This is a genomic window from Streptomyces sp. SP17BM10, from assembly GCF_036322405.1.
In the GTDB taxonomy this organism is placed as follows: Bacteria; Actinomycetota; Actinomycetes; order Streptomycetales; family Streptomycetaceae; genus Kitasatospora.
In genome coordinates, this window is record NZ_JAQYXB010000588.1 from 184,144 (window position 1) to 208,007 (window position 23,864).

The 23,864-nt window shown below is 74.5% G+C and carries 19 protein-coding genes; 7 read left to right on the forward strand and 12 right to left on the reverse strand.

The genetic code is table 11. From position 1 onward, the window contains the following. Nucleotides 1-16: 16 nt before the first annotated feature. From murD to rsmH, 7 genes are all read right to left on the reverse strand, one after another. The gene (murD, locus tag PUR71_RS19670) at nt 17-1,513 is read right to left on the reverse strand and encodes a UDP-N-acetylmuramoyl-L-alanine--D-glutamate ligase (protein WP_329928345.1); all 1,497 of its coding nucleotides are present in this window, start codon (nt 1,511-1,513) and stop codon (nt 17-19) included. Continuing rightward, nucleotides 1,510-2,571, reverse strand: coding sequence for a phospho-N-acetylmuramoyl-pentapeptide-transferase (gene mraY, locus PUR71_RS19675; protein WP_329928346.1), 1,062 nt, complete (start codon nt 2,569-2,571; stop codon nt 1,510-1,512). The genes murD and mraY overlap by 4 nt, the downstream gene beginning before the upstream one ends. Next, nucleotides 2,571-3,974, reverse strand: coding sequence for a UDP-N-acetylmuramoyl-tripeptide--D-alanyl-D-alanine ligase (locus PUR71_RS19680; RefSeq protein WP_329928347.1), 1,404 nt, complete (start codon nt 3,972-3,974; stop codon nt 2,571-2,573). The genes mraY and PUR71_RS19680 overlap by 1 nt, the downstream gene beginning before the upstream one ends. Beyond that, nucleotides 3,971-5,551 (reverse strand): UDP-N-acetylmuramoyl-L-alanyl-D-glutamate--2,6-diaminopimelate ligase, encoded by a 1,581-nt coding sequence (locus PUR71_RS19685; RefSeq protein ID WP_329928348.1) that lies wholly within the window; start codon nt 5,549-5,551, stop codon nt 3,971-3,973. Before PUR71_RS19685 ends, PUR71_RS19680 begins: the two co-directional genes overlap by 4 nt. A gap of 93 nt (nt 5,552-5,644) precedes the next feature. Next, on the reverse strand, nt 5,645-7,843 hold the full coding sequence (locus tag PUR71_RS19690; protein ID WP_329928349.1) for a peptidoglycan D,D-transpeptidase FtsI family protein: 2,199 nt from the start codon (nt 7,841-7,843) through the stop codon (nt 5,645-5,647). 118 nt (nt 7,844-7,961) lie between these two features. Next, entirely contained in the window at nt 7,962-8,432 is a 471-nt protein-coding gene (locus tag PUR71_RS19695) for a cell division protein FtsL (protein ID WP_329928350.1), read from the reverse strand. Nucleotides 8,433-8,562: 130 nt separating this feature from the next. Then, nucleotides 8,563-9,537 (reverse strand): 16S rRNA (cytosine(1402)-N(4))-methyltransferase RsmH, encoded by a 975-nt coding sequence (gene rsmH, locus PUR71_RS19700; protein ID WP_329928351.1) that lies wholly within the window; start codon nt 9,535-9,537, stop codon nt 8,563-8,565. A 524-nt stretch (nt 9,538-10,061) separates the two neighbouring features. Between rsmH and PUR71_RS19705 the strand changes: the two genes are divergently transcribed. The 4 genes from PUR71_RS19705 (at nt 10,062) to PUR71_RS19720 (ending at nt 15,660) form a co-directional block, all read left to right on the forward strand. Continuing rightward, nucleotides 10,062-10,604, forward strand: a complete 543-nt coding sequence (locus tag PUR71_RS19705) for a beta-class carbonic anhydrase (RefSeq protein WP_329928352.1) — start codon at nt 10,062-10,064, stop codon at nt 10,602-10,604. A gap of 340 nt (nt 10,605-10,944) precedes the next feature. Next, the gene (locus PUR71_RS19710; RefSeq protein ID WP_329928451.1) at nt 10,945-11,910 is read left to right on the forward strand and encodes an AAA family ATPase; all 966 of its coding nucleotides are present in this window, start codon (nt 10,945-10,947) and stop codon (nt 11,908-11,910) included. A gap of 1 nt (nt 11,911) precedes the next feature. After that, nucleotides 11,912-13,234 (forward strand): DUF58 domain-containing protein, encoded by a 1,323-nt coding sequence (locus tag PUR71_RS19715; RefSeq protein ID WP_329928353.1) that lies wholly within the window; start codon nt 11,912-11,914, stop codon nt 13,232-13,234. Then, entirely contained in the window at nt 13,231-15,660 is a 2,430-nt protein-coding gene (locus PUR71_RS19720; RefSeq protein ID WP_329928354.1) for a transglutaminase family protein, read from the forward strand. The genes PUR71_RS19715 and PUR71_RS19720 overlap by 4 nt, the downstream gene beginning before the upstream one ends. A 120-nt stretch (nt 15,661-15,780) precedes the next feature. On the opposite strand, the gene PUR71_RS19725 is transcribed toward PUR71_RS19720, so the two are convergent. The 3 genes from PUR71_RS19725 to PUR71_RS19735 all read right to left on the reverse strand — a co-directional run bounded on the left by PUR71_RS19725 (nt 15,781) and on the right by PUR71_RS19735 (nt 18,047). Beyond that, complete coding sequence (locus tag PUR71_RS19725) at nt 15,781-16,170, reverse strand: DUF3040 domain-containing protein (RefSeq protein WP_329928355.1); 390 nt, start codon at nt 16,168-16,170, stop codon at nt 15,781-15,783. Between the two features lie 431 nt (nt 16,171-16,601). Next, nucleotides 16,602-17,402, reverse strand: a complete 801-nt coding sequence (locus PUR71_RS19730) for a methyltransferase domain-containing protein (RefSeq protein ID WP_443077487.1) — start codon at nt 17,400-17,402, stop codon at nt 16,602-16,604. 96 nt (nt 17,403-17,498) lie between these two features. Beyond that, entirely contained in the window at nt 17,499-18,047 is a 549-nt protein-coding gene (locus tag PUR71_RS19735; protein WP_329928357.1) for an SAV_6107 family HEPN domain-containing protein, read from the reverse strand. 454 nt (nt 18,048-18,501) lie between these two features. On the opposite strand from PUR71_RS19735, the gene PUR71_RS19740 reads away from it, so the two are divergent. Next, entirely contained in the window at nt 18,502-19,122 is a 621-nt protein-coding gene (locus PUR71_RS19740) for a DUF4126 domain-containing protein (protein WP_329928358.1), read from the forward strand. A 10-nt stretch (nt 19,123-19,132) separates the two neighbouring features. Continuing rightward, nucleotides 19,133-20,626, forward strand: a complete 1,494-nt coding sequence (locus PUR71_RS19745) for a phytoene desaturase family protein (protein WP_329928359.1) — start codon at nt 19,133-19,135, stop codon at nt 20,624-20,626. Nucleotides 20,627-20,638: 12 nt separating this feature from the next. On the opposite strand, the gene PUR71_RS19750 is transcribed toward PUR71_RS19745, so the two are convergent. Both PUR71_RS19750 and metF read right to left on the reverse strand, forming a co-directional pair. Then, the gene (locus PUR71_RS19750; RefSeq protein WP_329928360.1) at nt 20,639-21,496 is read right to left on the reverse strand and encodes a hypothetical protein; all 858 of its coding nucleotides are present in this window, start codon (nt 21,494-21,496) and stop codon (nt 20,639-20,641) included. A gap of 161 nt (nt 21,497-21,657) precedes the next feature. Then, complete coding sequence (metF, locus tag PUR71_RS19755; RefSeq protein WP_329928361.1) at nt 21,658-22,572, reverse strand: methylenetetrahydrofolate reductase [NAD(P)H]; 915 nt, start codon at nt 22,570-22,572, stop codon at nt 21,658-21,660. Nucleotides 22,573-22,748: 176 nt separating this feature from the next. Between metF and PUR71_RS19760 the strand changes: the two genes are divergently transcribed. Continuing rightward, nucleotides 22,749-23,855 (forward strand): polyprenyl synthetase family protein, encoded by a 1,107-nt coding sequence (locus tag PUR71_RS19760; protein ID WP_329928362.1) that lies wholly within the window; start codon nt 22,749-22,751, stop codon nt 23,853-23,855. Nucleotides 23,856-23,864: the final 9 nt, after the last annotated feature.

Genomic DNA, 23,864 nt, shown 5'->3' on the forward strand with positions numbered 1-23,864 from the left:
CCCTCGCCGGGCCCGGCTACCCGCCCGCCAGCTCCCGGACGGAGGCGGCGAAGAGGTCGCCGCGCTCGCCGTAGTTGGTGAACATGTCCATCGACGCGCAGGCCGGGGCCAGGAGCACCGTGTCACCCGGCTGGGCGAGCGACGCGGCCGTCCGGACGACCTCGGCCATCGCCACCGCGCCAGTCTGGCCCTCGGCCGCCTCGATCACCGGGACATCCGGCGCGTGTCGGGCCAGCGCCTCCCGGATCAGCGCGCGGTCCTCGCCGATGAGCACGGCGGCCCGCAGCCGCTCGGCCGCGCCCTGGACGAGGTCGTCGAAGGTCGCGCCCTTGGCGAGGCCGCCGGCGATCCAGACGACCGGCCGGAAGGCGGCCAGCGAGGCCGCGGCGGCGTGGGTGTTGGTGGCCTTGGAGTCGTCGACGTAGGTGACCCCGTCGACCACGGCGACCTCGGCGATCCGGTGGGCGTCCGGGCGGAAGGCCCGCAGGCCCTCCCGGACGGCCTTCGGCTCGACCCCGTAGGCCCGCGCCAGCGCCGCCGCCGCGAGGGCGTTGGCGATGTTGTGCGGGGCAGCGGGGCGGCGGTGCGGAGCGCCCTCCACGGAGGGGTGGTGGGCGACGGGTGGGCTGACGTCCTCGACGGTGCCCAGCTCGGCGGCGTTCTTGGCCCGGTCGGGCACGAACGCGCGGTCGACCAGCAGGCCGTCCACGACGCCGAAGTTCGACGGGCCGGGGGCGTCGAGGCCGAAGCCGATCGCCCGGCAGCCCTCCTCGACGTCGGCCTCGCGGACCAGGGCCTCGGTGGCCGGGTCGGCCAGGTTGTACACGCAGGCGACGACGTTGCCCTCGTAGATCCGGCCCTTGTCGGCGGCGTACGCCTCCATCGAGCCGTGCCAGTCGAGGTGGTCGGGCGCCAGGTTGAGCACGGCGGCCGAGTGCGGGCGCAGCGAGGGCGCCCAGTGCAGCTGGTAGCTGGAGAGCTCGACCGCGAGGACGTCGTACGGCTCCTCGGCGAGGACCGCGTCCAGCACCGAGACGCCGACGTTGCCGACGGCGGCGGTGCGCTTGCCGGCCGCGGTGAGGATCGAGGCGAGCATCTGGACCGTGGTGGTCTTGCCGTTGGTGCCGGTGACGGCCAGCCAGGGGGCGGGCTCGCCGGTGGCGGGCAACGGCCTGCGCAGCCGCCAGGCGAGCTCGACGTCGCCCCAGACCTCGACGCCGGCCTGCTCGGCGGCGGCGAACAGCGGGCTGTTCGGCGGCCAGCCGGGCGAGGTGACGATCAGCCGGGTGCCCTCGGGCAGGCTCGCGCCGTCGCCGAGGCGAACCGTGATGCCCTGGGCCTCCAGCTCGGCGGCGCGGGCCTTCAGGCCCTCGCCGGCGCCGCCGTCGACCACGGTGACGTCGGCGCCCAGCTCGCGCAGGACGCGCGCGGCGCTGATGCCCGAGACACCGAGCCCGGCGACGACGACGGGCAGGGCCTTCCACTCCGGCGTCGTGGACTGGGGGTTCGTCATCCGGTCACCCATCCCGCGTAGAAGAGGCCGAGGCCGACGGCGACGCAGAGGCCCTGGATGATCCAGAAGCGGACCACGATCAGGACTTCGGTCCAGCCCTTGAGTTCGAAGTGGTGCTGCAGCGGCGCCATCTTGAAGACGCGCTTGCCGGTCATCCGGAAGGAGCCGACCTGGATGATCACCGACAGGGTGATGATCACGTAGAGGCCGCCGAGCAGCGCGAGCAGGAGCTCGGTGCGCGAGCAGATGGCCAGGCCGGCGAGGGCGCCGCCGAGGGCGAGCGAGCCGGTGTCGCCCATGAAGATCTTGGCGGGCGAGGTGTTCCACCACAGGAAGCCGAAGCAGGAGCCCATCAGGGCGGAGGCGACGACGGCGAGGTCCAGCGGGTCGCGGACGTCGTAGCAGTTGGCGGTCGCGGTGATCGCGTAGGCGCAGCTCTGGGTGTACTCCCAGATGCCGATGAAGGTGTAGGCGCCGAAGACCATGACCGACGCGCCGGTGGCGAGGCCGTCCAGACCGTCCGTCAGGTTCACGCCGTTGGACATCGCCGCGATCATGAAGTACGCGAAGATGACGAACAGCACCGGGCCGACCGCCCACTTGAAGTCGCGCACGAACGACAGGCTCTGGGACGCCGGGGTGAGCCCGCGGTCGTCCTGGAACTGCATCGCCAGCACCGCGAAGCCGAGGCCGACGATCGACTGGCCGGCCAGCTTCGCCTTGGCCCGCAGGCCGAGCGAGCGGCGCTTGACGACCTTGATGTAGTCGTCCAGGAAGCCGACCAGGCCGAGGCCCGCGGTCAGGAAGAGCACCAGCAGCCCGGAGACGGTCGGGCTCTCGCCCGTTATCGCCTTGGTCGCGAAGTAGGCGATGAGCGTCGCCAGGATGAAGGCGATGCCGCCCATGGTGGGCGTGCCCTTCTTGCTGTGGTGCGCCTTGGGGCCGTCGTCGCGGATGTACTGGCCGTAGCCGTGCTTGGCGAGCAGCTTGATCAGCGCCGGGGTGCCGAGCAGCGACAGGACCAGGCCGATCATGCCGGAGAAGAGGATCTGCTTCATCACTCGGCCGCACCGTCCGCCAGGATCGCCTCGGCCACCTTCTCCAGCCCCACCGAACGGGACGCCTTCACCAGGACCACATCCCCCGGCCGCAGCTGACTGCGCAGCAGTTCGACCGCCGCGTCCGCGTCGGACACCAGCACCGACTCCTCACCCCACGAACCTTCGTTCCTCGCGCCCAGTTCCATGCAGGCCGCCTCGCGCCCGCCGACCGCCACCAGCTTGGTGACGTCCAGCCGCACCGCGAGCCGCCCGATGGCGTCGTGCTCGGCCAGGCTGTCCTCGCCGAGCTCCCGCATCTCGCCGAGCACCGCCCAGGTGCGGCGGCGCTCCGGGCCGCGGCCCCCCATCGAGACCAGCGCCCGCAGCGCGGCCCGCATCGAGTCGGGGTTCGCGTTGTAGGCGTCGTTGACGACGGTGACACCATCGGCCCGGTCGACGACCTCCATGCGCCAGCGGGACAGCGCACCCGCCTCGCCCAGGGCTGCCGCGGCGTCGTCGACGGACATCCCGAGCTCCACCGCCACCGCGGCGGCGGCGAGGGCGTTCGAGACGTGGTGCTCACCGTACAGGCGCAGCTGTACGGGCGCGGAACCGGCCGGGGTGGTGAGCGTGAACGATGGCCGTCCGGTGGCGTCCAGGCGAACGTCGGTCGCCCGGACGTGGGCGTCCGGGGACTCGCCGAACAGGACGACCCTGGCCTTGGTGCGGGCCGCCATCGCGCGGACCAGCCGGTCGTCGGCGTTGAGGATCGCGGCGCCGTCCGCGGGCAGCGCCTCGACGAGCTCGCCCTTGGCCTCGGCGATCTTCTCCTGCGAGCCGAACTCACCGACGTGCGCGGTGCCGACGTTCAGCACCAGGCCGATCCGGGGCGGGGTGATGGAGGTGAGGTACTCGATGTCGCCCTTGTGCCGGGCGCCCATCTCCATGACCAGGTGCCGGGTGGCGGGCTCGACCCGCAGCGCGGTCATCGGGTGCCCGATCTCGTTGTTGAGCGAGCCGGGCGGGTAGACGGTGTCGCCGAGGCGCTGGAGCAGCTGGGCGATCAGGTCCTTGGTGCTGGTCTTTCCGGCCGAGCCGGTCAGCGCGACCACGGTGGTCGCCTCGGCGCGGGCCACGACGGCGCGGGCCAGCTTGCCGAGGGCGTCCACGACGCTGTCGACCAGGACGGCGGGCACGCCGACCGGGCGGGAGGCCAGGACCGCGACGGCGCCGGCCGAGACGGCGGTGGCCGCGTAGTCGTGGCCGTCCACGTGCTCTCCGACGAAGGCCGCGAACAGGCCGCCGGGGACGACCTTCCGGGAGTCGACCTCGACCGGGCCGGTGACCGGGGTGGCCGGGTCGACGCCGTCCAGGGTGCCTCCGACGGCTGCGGCCACCTCGGCGAGGGTCAGTGCGATCACTGCTGCTCTACTCCTCGGTCGCCCCGGGCGGCCGTGGTCCGCACGACGGAGCTCCGCTTGATCTCGTCGTGCAACACCTCCCGGTCGTCGAAGGGGCGGATCTCGTCTCGAACGTACTGGCCAAGTTCGTGGCCCTTGCCCGCCACCAGCACGGTGTCGCCGGCGTGCGCGCGGGCCACGGCGAGGCGGATCGCCTCGGCCCGGTCGGGGACGACCAGGACGTCGCCGCGCTCGGCCTCGGGGACCGCGGCGGCGCCGCCGAGCATGCTGGCGAGGATCGCCAGCGGGTCCTCGCTGCGCGGGTTGTCGCTGGTCAGCAGGGCGGTGTCGGCGAGCCGGGCGGCGATGTCGCCCATCGGGCCGCGCTTGTGCGGGTCGCGGTCGCCGCCGCAGCCGACGACGACGTGCAGCCGGCCCTTGGTGACCTCGCGCAGCGAGGCGAGGACGGCGCGCAGGGCGTCGGGCTTGTGCGCGTAGTCGACGACGGCGACGAACGGCTGTCCGGCGTCCACGCGCTCCAGGCGGCCCGGCACGCCGGGCACGGCGGCGACGCCCGCGACGGCCCGGTCCAGCGGCAGCCCGGCGGAGACCAGGACGGTGATCGCGGCGAGGGCGTTGGCCACGTTGAACGGGCCGGGCAGCGGCACGGAGGCGTCCGCCTCGGCGCCGTCCGGGCCGAGCACCCGGAAGGTCGAGCCGATCGGGCCGAGCTGGACGTCGACCGCGCGCCAGTCGGCGCCCGGGTCGCCGGCGGCGGAGAAGGTGGCCACCGGGATCTCGGCCTCGGCGGCGAGCCGGCGGCCGTACTCGTCGTCGACGTTGACCACGCCGCGACGGGACTTGCCGGGCTGGAAGAGCCTGGCCTTCGCCTGGAAGTAGTCCTCCATGTCCGGGTGGAAGTCGAGGTGCTCCGGCGTGAGGTTGTTGAACAGGGCGACGTCGTACGTCACCCCGTCGGTGCGGCCGAAGACCAGGGCGTGGCTGGAGACCTCCATGGTCACCGCGTCGGCGCCGCGCTCGGCCATCACGCCGAGGATCGCGTGCAGGTCGGTGGCCTCGGGGGTGGTCCGCTCGCTCTTGATCCGCTCGGTGCCGACCCGCATCTCGACGGTGCCGATCACCCCGGGGCTGCGGCCGGCGCCGCGCAGGCCTCCCTCCACCAGGTAGGAGGTGGTGGTCTTGCCGTTGGTGCCGGTCAGGCCGAGCATCAGCAGCCGCTCCGACGGGTGCCCGTAGACGATCGCGGCCAGCTCGCCCATCCGGGCCCGCGGCCGGTCGACGACCAGCAGCGGCAGGCCGGTGGGGGCGGCCAGCTCGGCGCCCGCCGGGTCGGTGAGCACGGCCACCGCGCCGGCCGCCGCGGCCTTGGCCGCGAAGGCCGCGCCGTGGTGGTTGGCGCCCGGGAAGGCCACGTACACGTCGCCCGGGCGCACCGCGCGGGAGTCGTGGGTGACGCCGGTGACGGCACCGCCTTCGACGGGCGGCAGACCCAGCCGGTCGGCCAGCTCGGCGAGCGGCAGGGCGGCGGCCTCGGCCGGGCGGGGCGGACTCACGGTGGTTTGATCGGGTTTCGGCACGGCGGGAAGGCTATCCGCCGAAGGGTGCCCAGGGCCAAACCGGCCCTGCGCCGCGCCGCCGGCCGACCCGGCCAGCTCGTTGCTCATGCTCGTTCACGGCTTCCAGTCGACGGGCAGGTTGGGTGCCTCGCTGTTGCTCGGCGGGACCTGGAGGGTCTTGAGGGTGAACTCCATCACCTGCTTGAACACCGGGCCGCACAGCTGGCCGCCGAAGTGGCCGTTGACCGGGCCCTGGAGGGTGCAGGAGACGGTCACCCGGGGCGCCTCCGCCGGGGCGAAGCCGATGAAGGAGGCGGTGTAGCCGTCGTAGCCGACGCCGTTGGCCGCGCCGCGGTTGGCGGTGCCGGTCTTGCCGGCCACGCGGTAGCCGGGGATGGCGGCCTTGCCGCCGGTGCCCTGCTCGTCGTCGACGACGGACTCCAGCATCTGGGTGAGCGTCTTGGCGGTCTGGTCGCTGACCACCCGGGTCTGCTCGCCCGGCGGCGTCGGGCTGTACTTGCCGTCCGGGCTGGTGATGCCCTGGACGATGCTGGGCGCCACCCGGACGCCGCCGTTGGCGATGGTCGAGTACACCGACGTGGCCTGCAGCGCGTTCATCTGCAGCGGGCCCTGGCCGAAGGAGATGTTGTACTTCTCCGAGGCGACCAGGTCCTCCGGCTTCTTGAGCTTGCCGACCGTCTCACCGGGGAAGTTCAGGCCGGTCGGCTGGGCCACGCCGAACTTGCGCAGGTAGCCGTCCAGCACCTGGTTGGCCTTCAGCTGGTCGCCGTCGCCGAGGGTCTCGATCGCCTCGATGGTGCCGATGTTGGAGGACTTGGCGAGCACTCCGGCCAGGGTCAGGTACCAGTTGTCGTGGTCGACGTCGTCCTTGAACTGCTGCCCGGCCCGCACGAGCCGGTTGGGAACGGTCACCTTGGTGTCCCAGGTGGCCTTGCCGGAGTCCAGCACGGCGGCCATGCTCATCACCTTGGCGGTGCTGCCCGGCTCGTAGGCGTCGCCCAGGGCGGCGTTGCCCAGCTGGGACTGCTTGGCGGTGCTCAGGTCGTTCGGGTTGAAGCCGGGCGCGGTGGCCATCGCGAGGACCCGTCCGGTCTTCACGTCCTGGACGACGACGTAGCCCTTCTCCGCGCCGGAGTTGGCCACCTGGTCGGCGATCGCCCGCTGGGCGGCCCACTGGATGTCCCGGTTGATGGTCAGCTTGACGTCGCTGCCGGGCACGGCGGCCTCCAGCGAGCCCCCGGCGGTGGGCACCAGCCGGCCGCCCGCCTGGGCGTAGCTGTTGTGGCCGTCCTTGCCGGCCAGCAGCTTCTGGTACTGCAGCTCCAGGCCGCCCGCGCCCTGCCCCTCGCCGTTGACGAAGCCGACCAGGTTGGCCGCCAGGCCGTCGGAGGGGTAGACCCGCTTCTGGGTCTCCTGGTTGAACACGCCGGCCAGCGGGTTGGCGCACTCGTTGTCGACCCGGGTGCGCCCGCCCTGGTCGGCGGGCTTGCCGAGCTGGCGCTTCTGGGCCTGGCAGGCGCGCGAGCCGGCCTGCTTCTCCAGGTTCGCCTTGAGCTCGCTGATCTGGCTCTTGGCGCTCGGGGTCTGCTGGGCGGCGAGCCGCTTGTAGCGGCTCTTGGGGGTGTGCAGGTCGGCGGCGATCTTCTCCTTGGGCACGCCGATGATCGGCGACAGCAGCGCCGCCGCCTGCTCGGGGGCGTCCGGGACGCCGGTGGCCTCCGGGGTGAACATCGCCGGGTCGGCGGTGATGTCGTACGCGTCGACGGTGGCCGCCAGGGCGACGCCGTCGGAGGACGTTATCGAGCCGCGCTCGGCGGTGATCGGGATGTTGAGGTAGCGGTTGGTGTTGGCGTCGGCGGCCAGCGCGTCGGCGTCCAGCAACTGCAGCTGGACGAGCCGGCCCGCGAAGACGGAGAACACCAGCGACAGCACGACGGTGATCACCCGCAGCCGGCGCTTGGGCTCGGCCAGCTTGAGGGCCTTGGGGCGCTGCGGCGGACGGGACTTGGGGCGCGGCCGGGCCGCCGCCTGGGACCTGGCCGGCGGTCGGCCCTCGGGGCGGCGCTGCTGCGGAGCCCTCGGCGTCCGGGCGGCGGCGGCCTTCGCGGGCTGGCCGCCGGCGGGCTGCTTCGGCCGGGCCGGCTGCGCCTTCGCGGACTGCGGCTTGGTCGGCTGCGGCTTGGCGGGCTGGGCCTTCTTGGACGCCTGCCCGCGAGGGGCCGCGCCCTTGGGCGCCGCCGGACGGCGCGGGTTGCCGGAGCCCCCGGCGGACGGCTGTCGCGGCGTACTCATGCACCCACCCCGCTGCGCTCGGCAGGGGCATCCGCCCATGCGCGCCCGCCGGACCAGCCGCCCACCGCGCGCCCGGCCACCCGTACGCCCGTTCTGACGTCCTGCTCGCTCCGCCCGCTCATCGGGCCGCACCCCCCGTCGGCGCGGGCGCCGGGGCGCCCGGGTTGATCTGGACGACGGAGTCGCCTGCGGTCGCCGTCGGCGCCGGGGCGCTCGGCTGGGAGCTCGGCGCCGGCTGCTGCTTGGTCGGCCACGGCTCGGCCGTCGACCGCTTCACCGGCGGGCTGTCCTGCGCCGGGCCGGGCTTGCCGAGCACCTTGCCCCCGTTGCCCAGGTCCAGGAAGGCCATCCCGCCGGCCGGGATCATGCCCAGCTCGGCGGCCCGCCGGGCCAGCGCGTCCGGCGCGGAGTTCTGGTCGATCTGGTGCTGGAGGCTCTGCTGCTCGTCGGTCGCCGTGGTGGTCTGCCGCTGCAGCCGGGACAGTTCGAAGGAGCCCTCGTTGAGCGCCGTGTTCAGCGTCAGCAGCCCGAGCAGCCCCGCCGCCAGCAGGACCACCACCAGGACGGCGAAGGGCGTGCGTCCCCGCACGGGTCGCCGCCCCGGCCGGACCGTGATCCGCGCCCTGCCCTGCCCCGGGAGTGCTCCGCTCCCCGCCCGGACCCCACCGGCCACCGGCCCCACTGCTCTCCTCCGCCCTTCGGACCGCCCTGGGACCCGCTCAGCCCCGCTTCTTCCGGTCCCTGATCCTCTCCGCCACCCGCAGCCGCACGGGCGCGGCGCGCCGGTTCTCCTCGATCTCCGCCTCGGTGGCCAGCTCGGCACCGCGGGTGATCAGCTTCAGCCAGGGCTGGTGCTCCTCGGGGACGAACGGCAGTCCCGGCGGCGCCGTGCTGGTCGCTCCGGCCGCGAAGTACTGCTTCACCAGGCGGTCCTCCAGCGACTGGTAGGACATCACCACGATCCGTCCGCCGACCGCGAGGGCCTCCAGCGCTCCCGGGATGGCCCGGTCCAGCACCTCCAGTTCGCCGTTCACCTCGATCCGCAGGGCCTGGAAGGTCCGCTTCGCGGGGTTGCCGCCGGTGCGCCGGGTGGCCGCCGGAATGGCGTTGCGCACCAACTCGACCAGACGCGCGCTGTTGGTGAACGGTTCCTTCTCGCGCTCCCGGACGATCACCGAGGCGATCTTCCCGGCGAACCGCTCCTCGCCGTAGAACTTCAGGATCCGGGCCAGCTCGCCGTGGCTGTAGGTGTTGAGCACCTCGGCCGCGCTGATCCCCCGGGTCTGGTCCATCCGCATGTCCAGCGGGGCGTCCTGGGCGTACGCGAAGCCGCGGTCCGCCTCGTCCAGCTGCATGGAGGAGACGCCGAGGTCGAACAGGACCCCGTCGATCCGGTCGATGCCCAGGCGCTCCAGCACCTCGGGGATCTCGTCGTAGACGGCGTGCACCAGGGTGGCCCGGTCGCCGAACCGGGCGAGGCGCTCGCCGGAGAGCTTGAGCGCCGCCGGGTCGCGGTCCACCGCGACCAGCCGGACCTCGGGGAACTGGGTGAGCAGCGCCTCGCTGTGCCCGCCGAGGCCGAGGGTGGCGTCCACCACCACGGCGCCCGGCCGGGAGATCGCCGGCGCCAGCGCGTCCATGCACCGCTGCAGCATCACGGGGACGTGCTTCGGTCCCGGCTCATTGGTGGTCATGCGCGGTGGCGCCCTTCCTCGGTGCGGAGCAGCCCGATGCCCGGGAGCTGCGCCCCATTCTCGCCCACCGCCGGGAGCGGGCACGACACGGCCCGTGGTCCCCGCCCGCTCGAGGGGAAGGACATGGCCGCCGGGCGCCGGGGAAGGTGCGCCAGGAGGACACGGAGCGGGTGGAGGCCACGGGCCGGGTCGGGCCGGAGCACCGGCCGGTGAGGCCCGGTTGACGGGTCCCGGCGGGTGTGCTCCACTGCGCCGCAACTCTATCGCGCGGGCCCCGCCAGTCAATGGCCCGCTCCGGCGCACCACCCGGGCGGCGGTACGGATCACCGCAGGTCGCGGCCGTCCCGGCGGCCGGGCCGGGCGGGCGGGGCGGCCGCGCCGGCCGGGCGCGCGCCCCGGGTCGCGCGCGCTTCGGGACCAGGCCGGACAAACCCGTCCGTTGTGGCTATGCGCTCGGTCACAGCGCCGCGTTCTGTAGCTCTCCACCCCACCGCGGCCACCCGAATCGCACTAACGTCGCCCCTATGACAGTGACCCCCGACCGGCCCACGCCGACCGCCGCTGCCGACACCGCGACCCCCGCCATCATCGACCGCTTCGTGGCGTCCAACCGCGAGTACGCCGTCACCTTCCACGACGGCGGCATGGACGCCCGCCCGGTGCAGAAGATCGCCGTCGTCGCCTGCATGGACGCCCGCCTCGACCTGTTCGCGGCGCTCGGGCTCGAACTGGGCGACGCCCACGTCATCCGCAACGCGGGCGGCGTCGTCACCGACGACACCATCCGCTCCCTCACGATCAGCCAGCGTGCTCTCGGCACCCGCTCGATCGCGCTGATCCACCACACCGGCTGCGGCCTGCTCGGACTCACCGAGGACTTCCGCCGCGAGCTGGAACTGGAGGTCGGCCAGCGCCCGCAGTGGGCGGTCGAGGCCTTCGTCGACCTGGACGGCGACGTCCGCCAGTCCATGCAGCGCGTGCGCACCTCCCCCTTCCTGCTGCACACCGACGACGTCCGCGGGTTCGTCTTCGACGTCCACACCGGTCTGCTGCGCGAAATCCACTGACCGGGGCACCCTGTCCCCCGGTCACCCGCCCCGAGTCGAGCGGGCGGGTCACAGCCTGGGCGACAGGGTGACTTCCGCGCCCCCGGCGGGAGAGAATGCGCCTGCCGGTTGACCTCGAACCACCTGGGGCGGCCGGGCCGCAGGCCGCTGTCCCGGCGCCGGATCCCGCACGGAACCGCCCCTGGCACGGCCGCGTCAAGCATGGGGTGGGGGCCGGCCTCGAGGTGAGGCGGGCACGGTGTGCCAGGGAGCGTAACGGGTGACGAGCTACAGCGATCAGGCCGGTGTCGGCGGTTCTTCGGGGGGCGCCCAGGGGGCGGACGGGTACCACCGGGTCGGCCTGCCCGAGCTCGCCGCCGTCGTGGACCGGATCCGCGCCAACATCGAGAGCGTGATCGAGGGCAAGCCGGAGGCCGTCCGGATCGCCCTGACCGTCCTGCTCGCCGAGGGCCACCTGCTGCTCGAGGACGTGCCCGGCGTCGGCAAGACCATGCTGGCCAAGGCGCTCGCCCGCTCGGTCGACTGCACCGTGCGGCGCATCCAGTTCACGCCCGACCTGCTGCCCTCGGACGTCACCGGCACCAACATCTACGACCAGCACCAGCGCGACTTCGAGTTCCGCCCGGGCGCGATCTTCGCCCAGATCGTGGTCGGCGACGAGATCAACCGCGCCTCGCCCAAGACCCAGTCCGCGCTGCTGGAGTCGATGGAGGAGCGCCAGGTCACCATCGACGGCACCAGCTACGAGCTGCCGTCGCCGTTCATGGTCGTCGCCACCCAGAACCCGGTCGAGATGGAGGGCACCTACCCCCTCCCCGAGGCCCAGCGGGACCGCTTCATGGCCCGCATCTCGATCGGCTACCCCAGCCCCGAGGCCGAGTTCGCGATGCTCGACGTGCACGCCGGCGCCAACCCGCTGGCCGACCTCCAGCCGGTCGCGCACGCCGCCGACATCCTCAAGCTGATCGACCTGGTGCGCACCGTGCATATCGCCGACCCGGTCCGCCGCTACGCCGTCGACCTGGTCGGCGCCACCCGCACCAGCCACGAGCTGCGCCTGGGCGCCTCGCCGCGCGCCACCCTGCACCTGGTGCGGGCCGCCCGCGCCGCCGCCGCGCTGGACGGGCGCGACTACGTCACCCCGGACGACATCCAGCGCCTCGCCGTCCCGGTCCTCGCACACCGCCTGATGCCGACCGCCGAGACCCAGCTCAGCCGCCGCACCTCCGAGCAGATCGTGGCCGACCTCGTGGCCCGGGTGCCGCTGCCGCGCCCGCAGGGCGGCCCGGCCGGCCGGAGGGGCTGAGGTGTCGTCGTCCGACTCACCGTCGGGCCTGCGGGCCGGCCTGCGCGGCCTCACCACCCGGGGCCGCTCCTTCCTCGCCGCCGGGCTCACCGCCATGGTCTGCGCGTACCTGCTCGACCAGGACGCGCTGCTGCGGGTCGGCGTGCTGCTCGCCGCGCTGCCGCTGGCCGCCGCCCTGGTGCTCGCCAACACCCGCTACCGGGTGGCCAGCGGGCGCCGACTGAGCCCCCACCGGGCGATCGCCGGCCAGGAGGCCCGGGTCCACCTGCGGGTCGACAACATCTCCCGGGTGCCCACCGGGCTGCTGCTCCTGGAGGACAAGGTCCCGTACGTGCTCGGGCCGCGCCCGCGCTTCGTGCTGGACCGCGTCGAGCCGCGCGGCAACCGCGAGGTCTCCTACCGGGTCCGCTCCGACCTGCGCGGCCGCTACGAACTCGGGCCGCTCCAGCTGCGGCTGTCCGACCCGTTCGGGATGTGCGAGGTGAACCGTTCGTTCGCCGCGTCCGACGTGCTCACCGTCGTCCCCCAGGTCCAGGCGCTGGCACACGTGCGGCTGAGCGGCGAGTGGCTCGGGCAGGGCGAGAGCCACTCCCGCACCCTCGCGCTGGCCGGCGACGACGACGTGATCCTGCGCGAGTACCGGCCCGGCGACGACCTGCGCCGCGTGCACTGGAAGTCCACCGCCCGCTACGGCGAACTGATGGTCCGCCGCGAGGAGCAGCCCCAGCGCGCCCGCGCCACCGTGCTGCTGGACACCCGCGAGATCGCCCACCGGGGCAGCGGCCCCGCCTCCTCCTTCGAGTGGGCGGTCAGCTGCGCCGCGTCCGTCTCCGTCCACCTGCTGGAGCGCGGCTACCAGACCCGGCTGCTCACCGACACCGGCCAGTGGGTCCCCGGCCCCGGCGCCGGCGGCACGAACGCGGCGGCCGAGGCCTCCGGGCTGATCCTCGACGCGCTCGCGATCGCCGACCTGTCCGACGGCGGCGGGCTCTCCCGCGCCGAGGAGCCGCTGCGCGCCGGCGGCGAGGGCCTGCTGGTCGCCGTCCTCGGCGAGCTGGACGAGTCCCAGGCCACCCGGCTGGCCCGCCTGCGCGGGCGCACCGGCGGCGCCATCGCCTTGCTCCTCGACACCGGAACCTGGACCGGCCTGCGGATGCTCGCCCCCGAGACCGGCGGCGACGAGTTCCGCGCCCGGGTCCGCCAGCTGCGCGAGGCCGGCTGGACGGTCCTGCCGGTGCGCGCCGGGGACTCGCTCCCCGACCTGTGGCGGGCCGCCGACGGCGCGAAGACCACCGCCCCCTACCGAGAAGAGGCCGGCGCGTGACCACCCGGGCCAAACTGACCGTCTACGCGGCGCTGGCCACCGCCCTCGCCTCGCTCTGCCTGACCCCGCTGCTCACCACCAAGAGCTGGATCACCCACGCCTTCCTGGTGATCGCGGTGATCGCCGCGGTCGGCGCGGGCCTGCGCCGCACCCCGCTGTTCCGCTGGACGGTGCCGCTCGGGCAGCTGATCGCCCTGGTCCTCCTGCTGCTGATCGGCTTCGCCGACTCCGCCGCGCTGTGGGGCGACCTGATCCCCGGTCCGGACTCGGTGGGCTCCCTGGACCGGGTGTTCGGCTCAGGCCTGGACGACGTCCAGCAGTACGCCATCCCCGCACCGCCCAACGCGGGCCTGCGGCTGATCCTGGTCGGCTCGGTCGGCCTGATCGCGCTGCTCGTCGACACCGTCGCCGTGACGTACCGGCGCTCGGCGCTGGCCGGGCTGCCGCTGCTGGCGCTGTACTCGGTCGGCAACGGCCTGGCCGGCGACCACGGCAGCTGGATCTGGTTCGGCCTGGCCGCGGCCGGCTACCTGCTGCTCCTCTTCGCCGAGGGCCAGGACCGCGTCTCCCGCTGGGGCCGGGTCTTCCGCGGCACCTCGCGCGGCACCGAGAGCTCCGGCACGGTCGGCCTCGGCGGCCAGCAGGTCGGCATCCTGGCCCTGGCCGTCGCCATGCTGCTTCCCGTCTTCCTGCCGCACTGGGACTCCGGCCTGCTGCACTCCGGCTCCGGCGCCAGCGGCGGCGGGGGCTCGGCCGGCGCGGTCACCAGCCTCGACCCGCTGGTCAGCCTGCAGGCCGAGATCACCAAGCCCACCGACACCGAGCTGCTGCGCTACACCCTCGACAGCGACATCGCCGACCAGACCTACCTGCGCACCGGCTCGCTGGACGTGTTCGACGGCACCAACTGGAAGCTCGGCTCCACCACCGTCGCCGACGTGGGCGCGGCCCTTCCCCCGCCGGAGGGCCTGCAGGACCCCAACCTCCCGCAGGTCAAGGGCGACTTCCAGGTCAGCAGCACCCTGGAGAAGAGCTGGCTGCCGTTGCCCTACCCGGCGCTCTCGGTCCAGCTGCCCAACCGCGGCGAGTGGAAGCTCGACCGGCTGACCCGCACCCTGATGCCCACCAGCGACAAGGCGATCAAGGGCCTGCACTACCAGGCCACCTCGCTGGACGTCCGGCCCACCGCCAACGACCTGCGCTCCGCGTCGAGCGCGCCCCAGGACATCCGGGAGCACTACACGGCGCTGCCGGCCAACCTGCCCGCCGAGGTGGCGCAGGAGGCCCGGCGGGTCACTGCCAAGGAGACGACCGACTACGACAAGGCCGCCGCCCTCGCCGCCTGGTTCACCGGACCGGAGTTCCGCTACGACACCAGCGTCAACAGCGGCACCGGCACGGACGCCATCGTCACCTTCCTGCGCGACAAGCGCGGCTTCTGCGTCCACTTCGCCTCGACCATGGCGGCGATGGCCCGCACGCTGAAGATCCCCGCCCGGGTCGCCGTCGGCTTCACCCCCGGCGACGCCCAGAGCGGTAACACCTACTCGGTGACCGGCCGGATGTACCACGCCTGGCCCGAGCTGTACTTCACCGGCTACGGCTGGATGCGCTTCGAGCCCACCCCGAGCCGCGGCGTGCAGCCCCGCTACAACGAGCAGGCCGCCACCGCGCCCACCACGCCCACCCAGCAGCCGACCGCCGCCGCCACCAGCGAGGCGCCCGCGCCGGCGCCGTCCAGCAGCAAGGACTGCGACGCCAAGCTGCGTCGGATGGGCGAGTGCGGCAAGAAGGACACCGCCGCCGGCGACACCGGCCAGGACTCCTGGCTGCTCTCCGCGCAGGTGCTCGGCACCCTCGCCGTGGTGGTCGCGCTGATCGCGCTGCTGCTCGTCCCGATGGTCTGGCGCGCCGCGCTGCGCCGGCGCCGGATCGGCGGCGGGCGCCGCCGTCCCGGCGGGGAGGGCCCGGCCGAGCTCACCGACGAGCAGGTCCTGGCCGCCTGGGACGAGCTGGTCGACTCCGCCTGGGACCTCGGCATCCCGCCGGACGAGTCGCGCACCCCGCGCGCCGCCGCCCGGCGGATCACCGAGCGGGCCGAGCTGGGCGAGGACGCGGCGGCCGCCGCCGGACGGCTGGCACTGGCCACCGAGCGGGTGCTCTACGCCCGCTCCGCCCACGTCACCGCGCCGCTCGCGGCCGACGTCCGCACCGCCCGGGAGGGCCTGCTCGCCACCGCGGGCCGGCGCGAGCGGACGCGGGCGGTCCTGCTGCCGCCGTCGGCGGCGCAGTTGTGGTGGCGGATCTCGGACGCGGTCCTGACCGCCCGGGTGACGGTCGGCGGCCGGGTCACCCGGGTGTCCGACGCCGTCACCCGACCGGTGCGGCGGGGGTTCACCCGCAAGGGGCGCGACGAGGAGTCCTGAGGGACCCGGAGGACGTACGGAGCCGCCGGGGCGGGCAGTCGATCGACTGCCCGCCCCGGCGGCTCTTCAGGCTCCGTTGTCGGCCGGCTCCCGCGCCCGGGGCAACCCCCGGGGGCGGGCTCAGAACCCGCCGGTCTGCTCGTCCCGGCGGCGCTGCCAGCGCTGCTCCACGCGGTCCATCATCCCCGCCTTGCGGCGCGGCGCGGCGGTCTGCTTCGGGCCCGAGGCCTGGCCCGCGGGCCCCCGGCGCCAGCCCGTCACGGCGAACACCGCGCACCCGAGCATCACCAGGAACCCGACCACGCTGACCCAGATCTGGTCCGGAACGACCATGCCGCCCATCAGCAGGGCGACGCCCACCACGAAGCCGGCGACGGCCAGGTAGACCCGTCGGCGGGTGTAGGTGCGCAGGCCGGTTCCCTCAAGCGCCGACGCGAATTTGGGATCTTCGGCATACAGCGCTCGCTCCATCTGGTCGAGCAGTCGCTGCTCGTGCTCCGAGAGCGGCACGGAGTCCTCCTACTCGTCGGTCGCGGGTGCGACCGGTCCGCCGCCCCGGTCGGGGAGGCAAGTCCATTCGGCCTTCGGGACACGCGGTCGGACGCCTGTGCGGGGGACCCGGTCCGTGTCGTCCATATGCCCCATGCGTCCGGCTGTCATGCTTTCCGGCTTTACCCAGATCATACGGTCCGTGGGCCCGTAACGGGGCGGTCCGCGGCGCGTGGGCCGGGCCACTTCGGCCGGGGTCGACCGCACTCCTCCCAACGCGGCGGACGGCGAACTAGTGCCCGATCCGCTGGAATCGGCCCGGACCTGGGGAGCTGCGGCGATCACGGCCGGTCGGCCGGGAGGTGGAGGGGAGACGAACCGCCGCCGCACGCTGTGCGAAGCCGCCGGCGGCGGGACGTCCGGACGGCCGCCCGGAGGGGCCGTCGAGGGGCTCAGCCGAGCGTGGCCAGCAGGTGCAGCTGGGTCGCCACGGCGTGGAAGGCGGGCTGCGCGGCGGCGGCCTCCTCCAGCTTCAGCAGGGCCTCCATCGCGCCCGGCTCGGTGTCCACCAGGACGCCGGGGACGAGGTCGGAGAAGACCCGCACGCCGTGCACCGACTGGACGCGCAGGCCGGCGCCCTCGGCGAGGCGGGAGAGCTCCTCGCCGGTGAAGCGGCGCGGCATCGGGTCCTGCTCGCCCCAGCGGCCGTCGGTGGCCGACAGCACGGTGCGGGCCTCGGTGAAGTGGCCGGCCAGCGCGCGGGCCAGCACGGCGCCGTTGCGGTTGGCGGCCAGCAGGCTGACCAGGCCGCCCGGGCGCAGGGTGCCGGCCAGAGAGCCGAGCGCCTCGGCCGGGTCGTCCACGACCTCCAGGACGCCGTGGCACAGCACCGCGTCCGTCGTGCCGGGGGCGATCACCTCGGGCAGCGTCTGGGTGTCACCCTGGACGGCGCGCACCAGGTCGGTGACGCCGGCCTCGGCGGCCCGGCGCTCCAGCGCGAACAGCGCGTCCGGGCTCGGGTCGACCACGGTGACGCGGTGGCCGAGCCTGGCCACCGGCACGGCGAAGTTGCCCGTGCCGCCGCCGGTGTCGACGACGTCGAGCACGGGCTGGTCCAGCTCGGCGGCCCGCTTCTCCAGGGCGGCCCGCACCACCTCCCAGACCACGGCGGTGCGCAGGGCGCTGCGGGGGCGCGTCGGGTACAAGGCGGGACTCCTCGGCACGTGCAGAACGATCGGGAACGTCACCACCATAGGGCCTGTCCTCGGACTCCCGTCTGCCGTGCGACGCCCGGGCGGACGACGGGAGTCCGAGGACAGGCCCCTGAACCGGCCGGGTGGGGCCGCCCGTCACGCCTCGTGCGGGCGGTCGCCGGCCGACGGCAGGCGCGGGGCGGGCGGGGTCGGGCGCAGGCCGAGGAGGCGCTCGACCAGGCGCAGGAACAGGGCGGTGTTGCGGACCAGGTCGTCGGCGTCGCGGGCCGAGGCGGCGCCCCGGATGCCGGCCTCGGCGGCGGCCCGGCGGCGGGCGCCGGCGCCGTAGTAGACGGCCCACTCGGCGAGTTCGGGCGCGACCTCGGGCAGCACCTCCCAGGCGCTGCGGATGGCTTTTCGGCGGCGCGGGTTCTTCTCCGGCCGCCCGCGCACGGCGAGCACGGCCGCGACGGTGCGCAGCGCCGCCAGGTGGGCGGTGGCGTACCGCTCCAGCGGGTCCTCCAGGGCGCGGGCCCGGGCGAGCGTGCGGTGGGCGTCGGCGAGCAGGTCGAGGGCGGCCGGCGGCGCGGCGACCCGGCGCAGCACGGGATGGACGTCCCCGCCGCCCGGGCGGGTGCCCGGGGAGTGCGGCAGGGCGGCGGAGTGGAGGCGGGCGGTGACGGGCTCAGGGTGGCTGATGGTCATGGTCTCCCCCGTTCCGAGGCAGCGCGCGGACCGGGTGGTCCGTGCTCCTCCATCGTGGACGGCACCACTGACAATTCCCGCCGGTGCGGCCGCCCCCGGTGGCCGGCTCCCCCCTCGCCGCGCTCCGCCGCCCCGTGTCGGCGGTGCGCGGCCTCCCGGCCGGCTCGGGTGGCGGGCCCTGCGCCGACCGTCCGCCGGCTCCCCAGGGCCGGCGGACGGACGGGTCCGCCGTCCGGGGTGCGCGGCGCCCGACGCGCCCCGCAGCCCGGGTGCCACCACTCTGGCGTCCGCGCAGGTCGGAGGGCTATCCGCCGAAGTACTCAACCGCGGATCTGAGTACTCGTACTCAGATCGGCGCCGACCCCGCCGAGCCGGAACCGGCGGGGTGTCCGGCCGCGTCCCGGTACGGTACGGCGAGGCCGGGCGGAACCGGCCGTTCCGAGGAGGGGACCCGATGACGATCGTGCCGCTGATCTTCACCAGCGGACTGGCCAGCGGCATCAACGCGTACGCGGTGGTGCTGCTGCTGGGGCTGCTGGGCCGGTTCGGGGGCGCCGACTCGGTGCCGCCCGCCCTGGAGCGCACCGACGTGCTGGTGGCGGCCGCCCTGCTGTTCCTGCTGGAGGCGGTGGCCGACAAGATCCCGTACGTGGACAGCGTGTGGGACGTCGTCCACACCGTGGTCCGCCCGATCGCCGGCGCCACCGTGGCCGCGCTGATCGCGGGCAGCCACCCGGGCTCGCTGGGCGAGGTCGCGGCGGGCGCGCTGGGCGGCACGACGGCGCTGGTCAGCCACCTGGTGAAGGCCTCGCTGCGGATGGCCGTCAACACCTCGCCCGAGCCTGCCAGCAACATCGCGGTCAGCCTGGCCGAGGACCTGTCGGTGGCCGGCCTGGTCACCCTGGCGATCTTCCACCCCTGGCTGGCCGCGTCGATCTCGGCCGTCCTGCTGGCGATCGGCGTGCTGCTGGTGTGGCTGGCGATCAGCAGGATCCGCGCGTTCCGTGCCCGCCGCCGCGAGCGCAAGGCCGCCCGCGCACGGGCGGCCCAAGGGGTGTTCGCCGGTCAGCCATAGGATCTGGGGCATGGCACGGATCGTCATCATCGGCGCAGGAATGAGCGGGCTCGCGGCGGCCTCCCGGCTGGCGACCCTCGGACACCGGGTGACGGTCTGCGAGGCGAGTGGCACGTACGGGGGCATGGTCGGCCGGTACGAGCGCGACGGCTTCGCCTTCGACACCGGTCCGGGCCTGCTCACCCTCCCGGCGGTCTATCGCGACCTCGCGCTGAAGACCGGCCGCGAGCCCTTGGAGGAACTCGTCCGGCTGTCCCCGGTGGACCCGGAGAGCCGGCACCTGTTCCCGGACGGCACCGCCCTCGCCCTGCCCAACGCCTCCCGCGGCGGCGTCGCCCAGGCGCTGGACGACGCCTTCGGCACCGGGTCGGGCGCCCGCTGGAACGCGGTGGTCAACCGCGGCCGGACGGTCTGGGAGGCCACCCGCCGCCCGCTGCTGGAGGAGCCGCTTCCGGCCGACCCCAAGCCGCTGCACGCCGACCCGTACCCCGTCCCGCCCCGACGCGGCCTCGCCCGGCTGCGTCCGTCCGGCCGCTGGACGCTGGCCGACGTCGCGGCGCGCGAGCTCGACGGCCACCCCGGGCTCACCGCCCTGCTGCACGAGCACGCGGTGCGCTTCGGCTTCGACCCGCGCGCCACCCCGGCCGCGGCCACCGTCCTGCCGTACATGGAGCAGTCGTTCGGCGTCTGGTACGTCAAGGGCGGCATGCGAGCGCTGGCGGACGCGGTCTACCGGCGCTGCGAGCGGCGCAAGGTCGAGTTCCGCTTCGACACGCCGTACCAGGAGGTGCTGGAGAAGGACGGCCGGGCCCGCGGGATCGTCACGACGGCCGGGACGGTCGAGGCGGACGTCGTGATCCACGCGGCGGACGCCAACCGGCGGTACCGCGAGTGGACGGGCCTGGCGCCGGACGAGGACCACTGGCCGGAGTCGGTGACCCACGCCGACCGCGTCCCCGGCCGCGCCGTCGTGCTGCTCGCCCTGCGCGGCGAACGCCCGGCGGGCACCGCGCACCGCACGGTCGTCCACGCCGCCGACCCGGCCGCCGAGCTCGCCGGGATCTTCGGCCCCGGCCCGCTCGCGGAGCGTCCGACCGTGCAGGTGCTCCGCCCGGACGACGACTCGCTGCACCCCGAGGGCCACGAGACGGCCGTGCTGACCGCCACCGTGCCGGCCGGCGGCGTGGACTGGACGGAGCCGGGGGTCGCCGAGCGCTTCGCCGACCGGATGGTCGCCCAGGCGCAGGCGGCGGTCCCGGGCCTGGCCGGCCGCGTGCTGTGGCGGGTGGTCCGGACCCCGGCCGACACCGAGCGCGAGACGGGGTCCTGGCAGGGCTCGGTCCCACGCCCGGCACTGCCCGGCGCCCGCGGCACGTTCCTCCAGGCACCGACGGAGGGCGCCCCCGGTCTCTACCTGATCGGCGGCGCCGCCCACCCCGGCGGCGGGCTGGCGCGGGTCGGCATGTCGGCCTGCATCGCGGCCGACCTCATCGGGCCCGCCTAGCCCTCAACGGCCTCAGCCCTGGTGCCAGGTGTTCTGCTGCTGGTAGCCGTACCCGTGGTCGTACGTCGGCTGCTGCGGGATGCCCTGGGTGTGCTGCTCGGGCTGCGGCTGCCACTGCTGCTGGTGCTGGGCGTTCGGGTCCCAGGCCGGGGCCTGCTGCGGGTAGCCGCCGCCGTACGGGTCCTGCTGCGGGTAGCCGTAGGGGTCCTGCTGCTGCGGGTAGGTGCCGTAGCCCTGGTCGTACGCGAAGGCCGGCTGTTCCTGTGGCTGCTGCTGCCACTGCTGCTGGTCGTAGGCGGGCTGCTGCTGGACGTCGTACCCGGCCTGGTAGGCCTCCGCGTACGGGTCCTGCTGCTGGGGCTGCTCGTAGTAGCCGGGCGTGTAGACGCCGTCCGCGGCGAGCTCCTGCATCTCGAAGGCGGCGGTCTGCTCGACCTCCGGGACATCCGCACCGCCCGCACCGACCGGGTCCGGCTCCGGGGTCTCCTCGACGGCGCTGACCTCGCCGACCCGCGTCTCGGCGGCCACCGCGACGGCGGCCACCGCCGCGCCGCCGGTGAGCGCACCGAGCAGCGGCACCCTGGCGAGCGGGCCCGGCAGGGAGCCGTCGGCCGCGCGCAGCGACCAGCCGCCGGTGTAGCCGCGCTTGACCGAGAGGGTGACGAACGTCTGGCCGACCGCGAAGAGGGCCGCGCCCGCGCCGATCACCGGGACGGACCCGACGACCATGCCGCCGGCCACCCCGAGGAAGCCGGCCAGGGCGAGCGCGCGCCAGTGCACCGGGGCGCGGTTCTGCAGGAGCAGCTCGGCGACCAGCCAGAGCGCCACCACCGCCAACGCGGCGTACAGCAGCAGGTATCCGATGCCCATCCGCCCGATACCTCCAGTCGCGTGCCCGCGCTCGCCGCGCGTGTGCGGCGACTGTACCGGTTCAACGGTCGGGGTACCGCATCGCGTTCCCGCCGTCCGCGGCGCCGGGGCGCACACGACCGAGCCCGCCACCGTCGGTGCGGTGACGGGCCCGTGCACGCTCAGCGCTGGTGCAGACCGAGGTTCTGGTAGATCTCCAGCGTCGCGGTCGAGTGGTTGAGCGTGATGAAGTGCAGGCCGGGCGCGCCCTCGGCGAGGAGCCGCTCGGCCATCGCGGTGGCGTGCTCCATGCCGATCGCCCGCAGCGCCGCCGGGTCGTCGATCGCGCCCCGCAGGCGGGCCTCCAGGTCGGCGGGGAACGCCGAGCCGCTCAGCTGCGGGAAGCGCTCCAGCTGCTTGGCGTTGGTGACCGGCATGATCTCCGGGATGATCGGCGTCTCGCAGCCCGCCGCCGTCACCCGGTCGCGCAGCCGGAGGTAGTCGTCGACCTCGAAGAACATCTGGGTGATCGCGTAGTCGGCGCCCGCGCGGATCTTCGCCACGAAGTGCCGGGTGTCGTCGTCCCAGTTCGTCGAGCGCGGGTGCATGTTCGGCGAGGCCGCCACGCCGACGCAGAAGTCGCCGATGCCCTTGATCAGCTCGACCAGCTCGTAGGCGTAGGTGACGCCCTCCGGGTGGCTGACCCACTCGCCCATCGGGTCGCCGGGCGGGTCTCCGCGCACCGCGAGGACGTTGCGCACGCCCTGGTCGGCGTACTGGCCGATGATGTTGCGCAGCTCGGCGACCGAGTGGTCGACCGCGGTCAGGTGGGCGACCGGCGTCAGCGTGGTCTCGGTGGCGATCCGGCCGACCATGTTGACGGTGCGCTCGCGCGAGGAGCCGCCGGCGCCGTACGTCATGCAGACGAAGTTCGGGTCGAGCGGCTCCAGCCGCCGGATGGCGTCCCAGAGCTTGTGCTCGCCGACCTCGGTGCGCGGGGGCATGAACTCGAAGGAGAAGGACCGCTTGCCGGCCGCCAACAGCTCGCGGACCGTCAAGGCGCGGTCCGGCCGGGTGGAAGCGATACCGAGTGCCATGCTGGCAGATTATCCGGCGCCCGAAGCGCCGGGACAACTCGGTTCCACGGATTGAGACAACCGATGGACAGGGTTCCGCTTGTCGTCCCGGCCGCCCCACCGCGCTGCTCGCACGGGTGTTCCCCGGCCGCCCCGCTACGCTTGCTGCACCCCAAGCGAACCACCGGAGCCTCATCGTGACCTCGTCCAGCAACCGGCCGGCCAACCCCATTGACGTGGAGGACGTCCGCGAGCGCGTCAACGCCGCCCTCGCCGCGTTCATGGACGGCCAGTCCGCTCTGCTCGGCGGGATCTCGCCCCAGCTGGCGCCCGCCGCCGACGCGCTGCGCGACTTCCTGCTCGACGGCGGCAAGCGGCTGCGCCCGGCCTTCTGCTACTGGGGCTGGCGCGGCGCCGGCGGCTCGACCGAGGGCGAGGGGATCGCGAACGCGGCGGCGGCCCTGGAGCTGCTCCAGGCGAGCGCGCTGGTCCACGACGACCTGATGGACCGCAGCGACACCCGCCGCGGCCTGCCGTCGATCCACCGCCGCTTCGAGGCGCTGCACCGCGAGCGCGGCTGGCGCGGCGACCGCGAGCAGTACGGCGCCTCCGCCGCGGTGCTGCTCGGCGACCTGCTGCTGATCTGGTGCGACGAGCTGTTCCTGCGCTCCGGCCTGGCCCCGGCCGCGGTGCTGGCCGCCAAGCCGGCGTTCGACCTGATGCGCACCGAGGTCATGCTCGGCCAGTACCTGGACGTGCTGGAGCCGGTCGCCGGGGACTCGACGGACGAGGGCGCGCTGGACCGGGCGCAGACGGTGCTGCACTACAAGTCGGCGAAGTACACGATCGAGCGCCCGCTGCAGGTCGGCGCGCTGCTGGCCGGCGCCGGGCCCGACCTGGTGGCGGCGTACGGCACGTTCGGCCTGCCGCTGGGCGAGGCGTTCCAGCTGCGGGACGACCTGCTCGGCGTCTTCGGCGACCCGGCGGTCACCGGCAAGCCGGCCGGCGACGACCTGCGCGAGGGCAAGCGCACCCTGCTGGTCGCGCACGCGATGCGCGGGCTGCCGGCCGCCGACGCGAAGCACCTGGACGAGCGGCTCGGCGCGCCGGACCTCGCGCCCGACGAGGTCGCCGGCCTGCGGGACCTCGTCGCGCGCAGCGGGGCGCCGGAGCTGGTGGAGGCCCGGATCGACGAGCTGATGCGCCAGTCGCTGGCCGCCCTGGAGGCGGCCCCGCTCGCCGACGCGCGCGCCCGCGAGGTGCTGCTGGCCCTGGCCGAGGCCGCCACCGTCCGCAAGTACTGAGCCCCGCGG

Excerpts from the sequence above, each read along its gene's own strand:
- metF (WP_329928361.1), bottom strand. The coding sequence starts at position 22,572 with ATGGCACTCGGTATCGCTTCCACCCGGCCGGACCGCGCCTTGACGGTC.
- PUR71_RS19745 (WP_329928359.1), top strand. The coding sequence starts at position 19,133 with ATGGCACGGATCGTCATCATCGGCGCAGGAATGAGCGGGCTCGCGGCG.
- murD (WP_329928345.1), bottom strand. The coding sequence starts at position 1,513 with ATGACGAACCCCCAGTCCACGACGCCGGAGTGGAAGGCCCTGCCCGTC.
- PUR71_RS19740 (WP_329928358.1), top strand. The coding sequence starts at position 18,502 with ATGACGATCGTGCCGCTGATCTTCACCAGCGGACTGGCCAGCGGCATC.
- PUR71_RS19750 (WP_329928360.1), bottom strand. The coding sequence starts at position 21,496 with ATGGGCATCGGATACCTGCTGCTGTACGCCGCGTTGGCGGTGGTGGCG.
- PUR71_RS19705 (WP_329928352.1), top strand. The coding sequence starts at position 10,062 with ATGACAGTGACCCCCGACCGGCCCACGCCGACCGCCGCTGCCGACACC.
- PUR71_RS19690 (WP_329928349.1), bottom strand. The coding sequence starts at position 7,843 with ATGAGTACGCCGCGACAGCCGTCCGCCGGGGGCTCCGGCAACCCGCGC.
- rsmH (WP_329928351.1), bottom strand. The coding sequence starts at position 9,537 with ATGACCACCAATGAGCCGGGACCGAAGCACGTCCCCGTGATGCTGCAG.
- PUR71_RS19735 (WP_329928357.1), bottom strand. The coding sequence starts at position 18,047 with ATGACCATCAGCCACCCTGAGCCCGTCACCGCCCGCCTCCACTCCGCC.
- PUR71_RS19730 (WP_443077487.1), bottom strand. The coding sequence starts at position 17,402 with ATGGTGGTGACGTTCCCGATCGTTCTGCACGTGCCGAGGAGTCCCGCC.
- mraY (WP_329928346.1), bottom strand. The coding sequence starts at position 2,571 with ATGAAGCAGATCCTCTTCTCCGGCATGATCGGCCTGGTCCTGTCGCTG.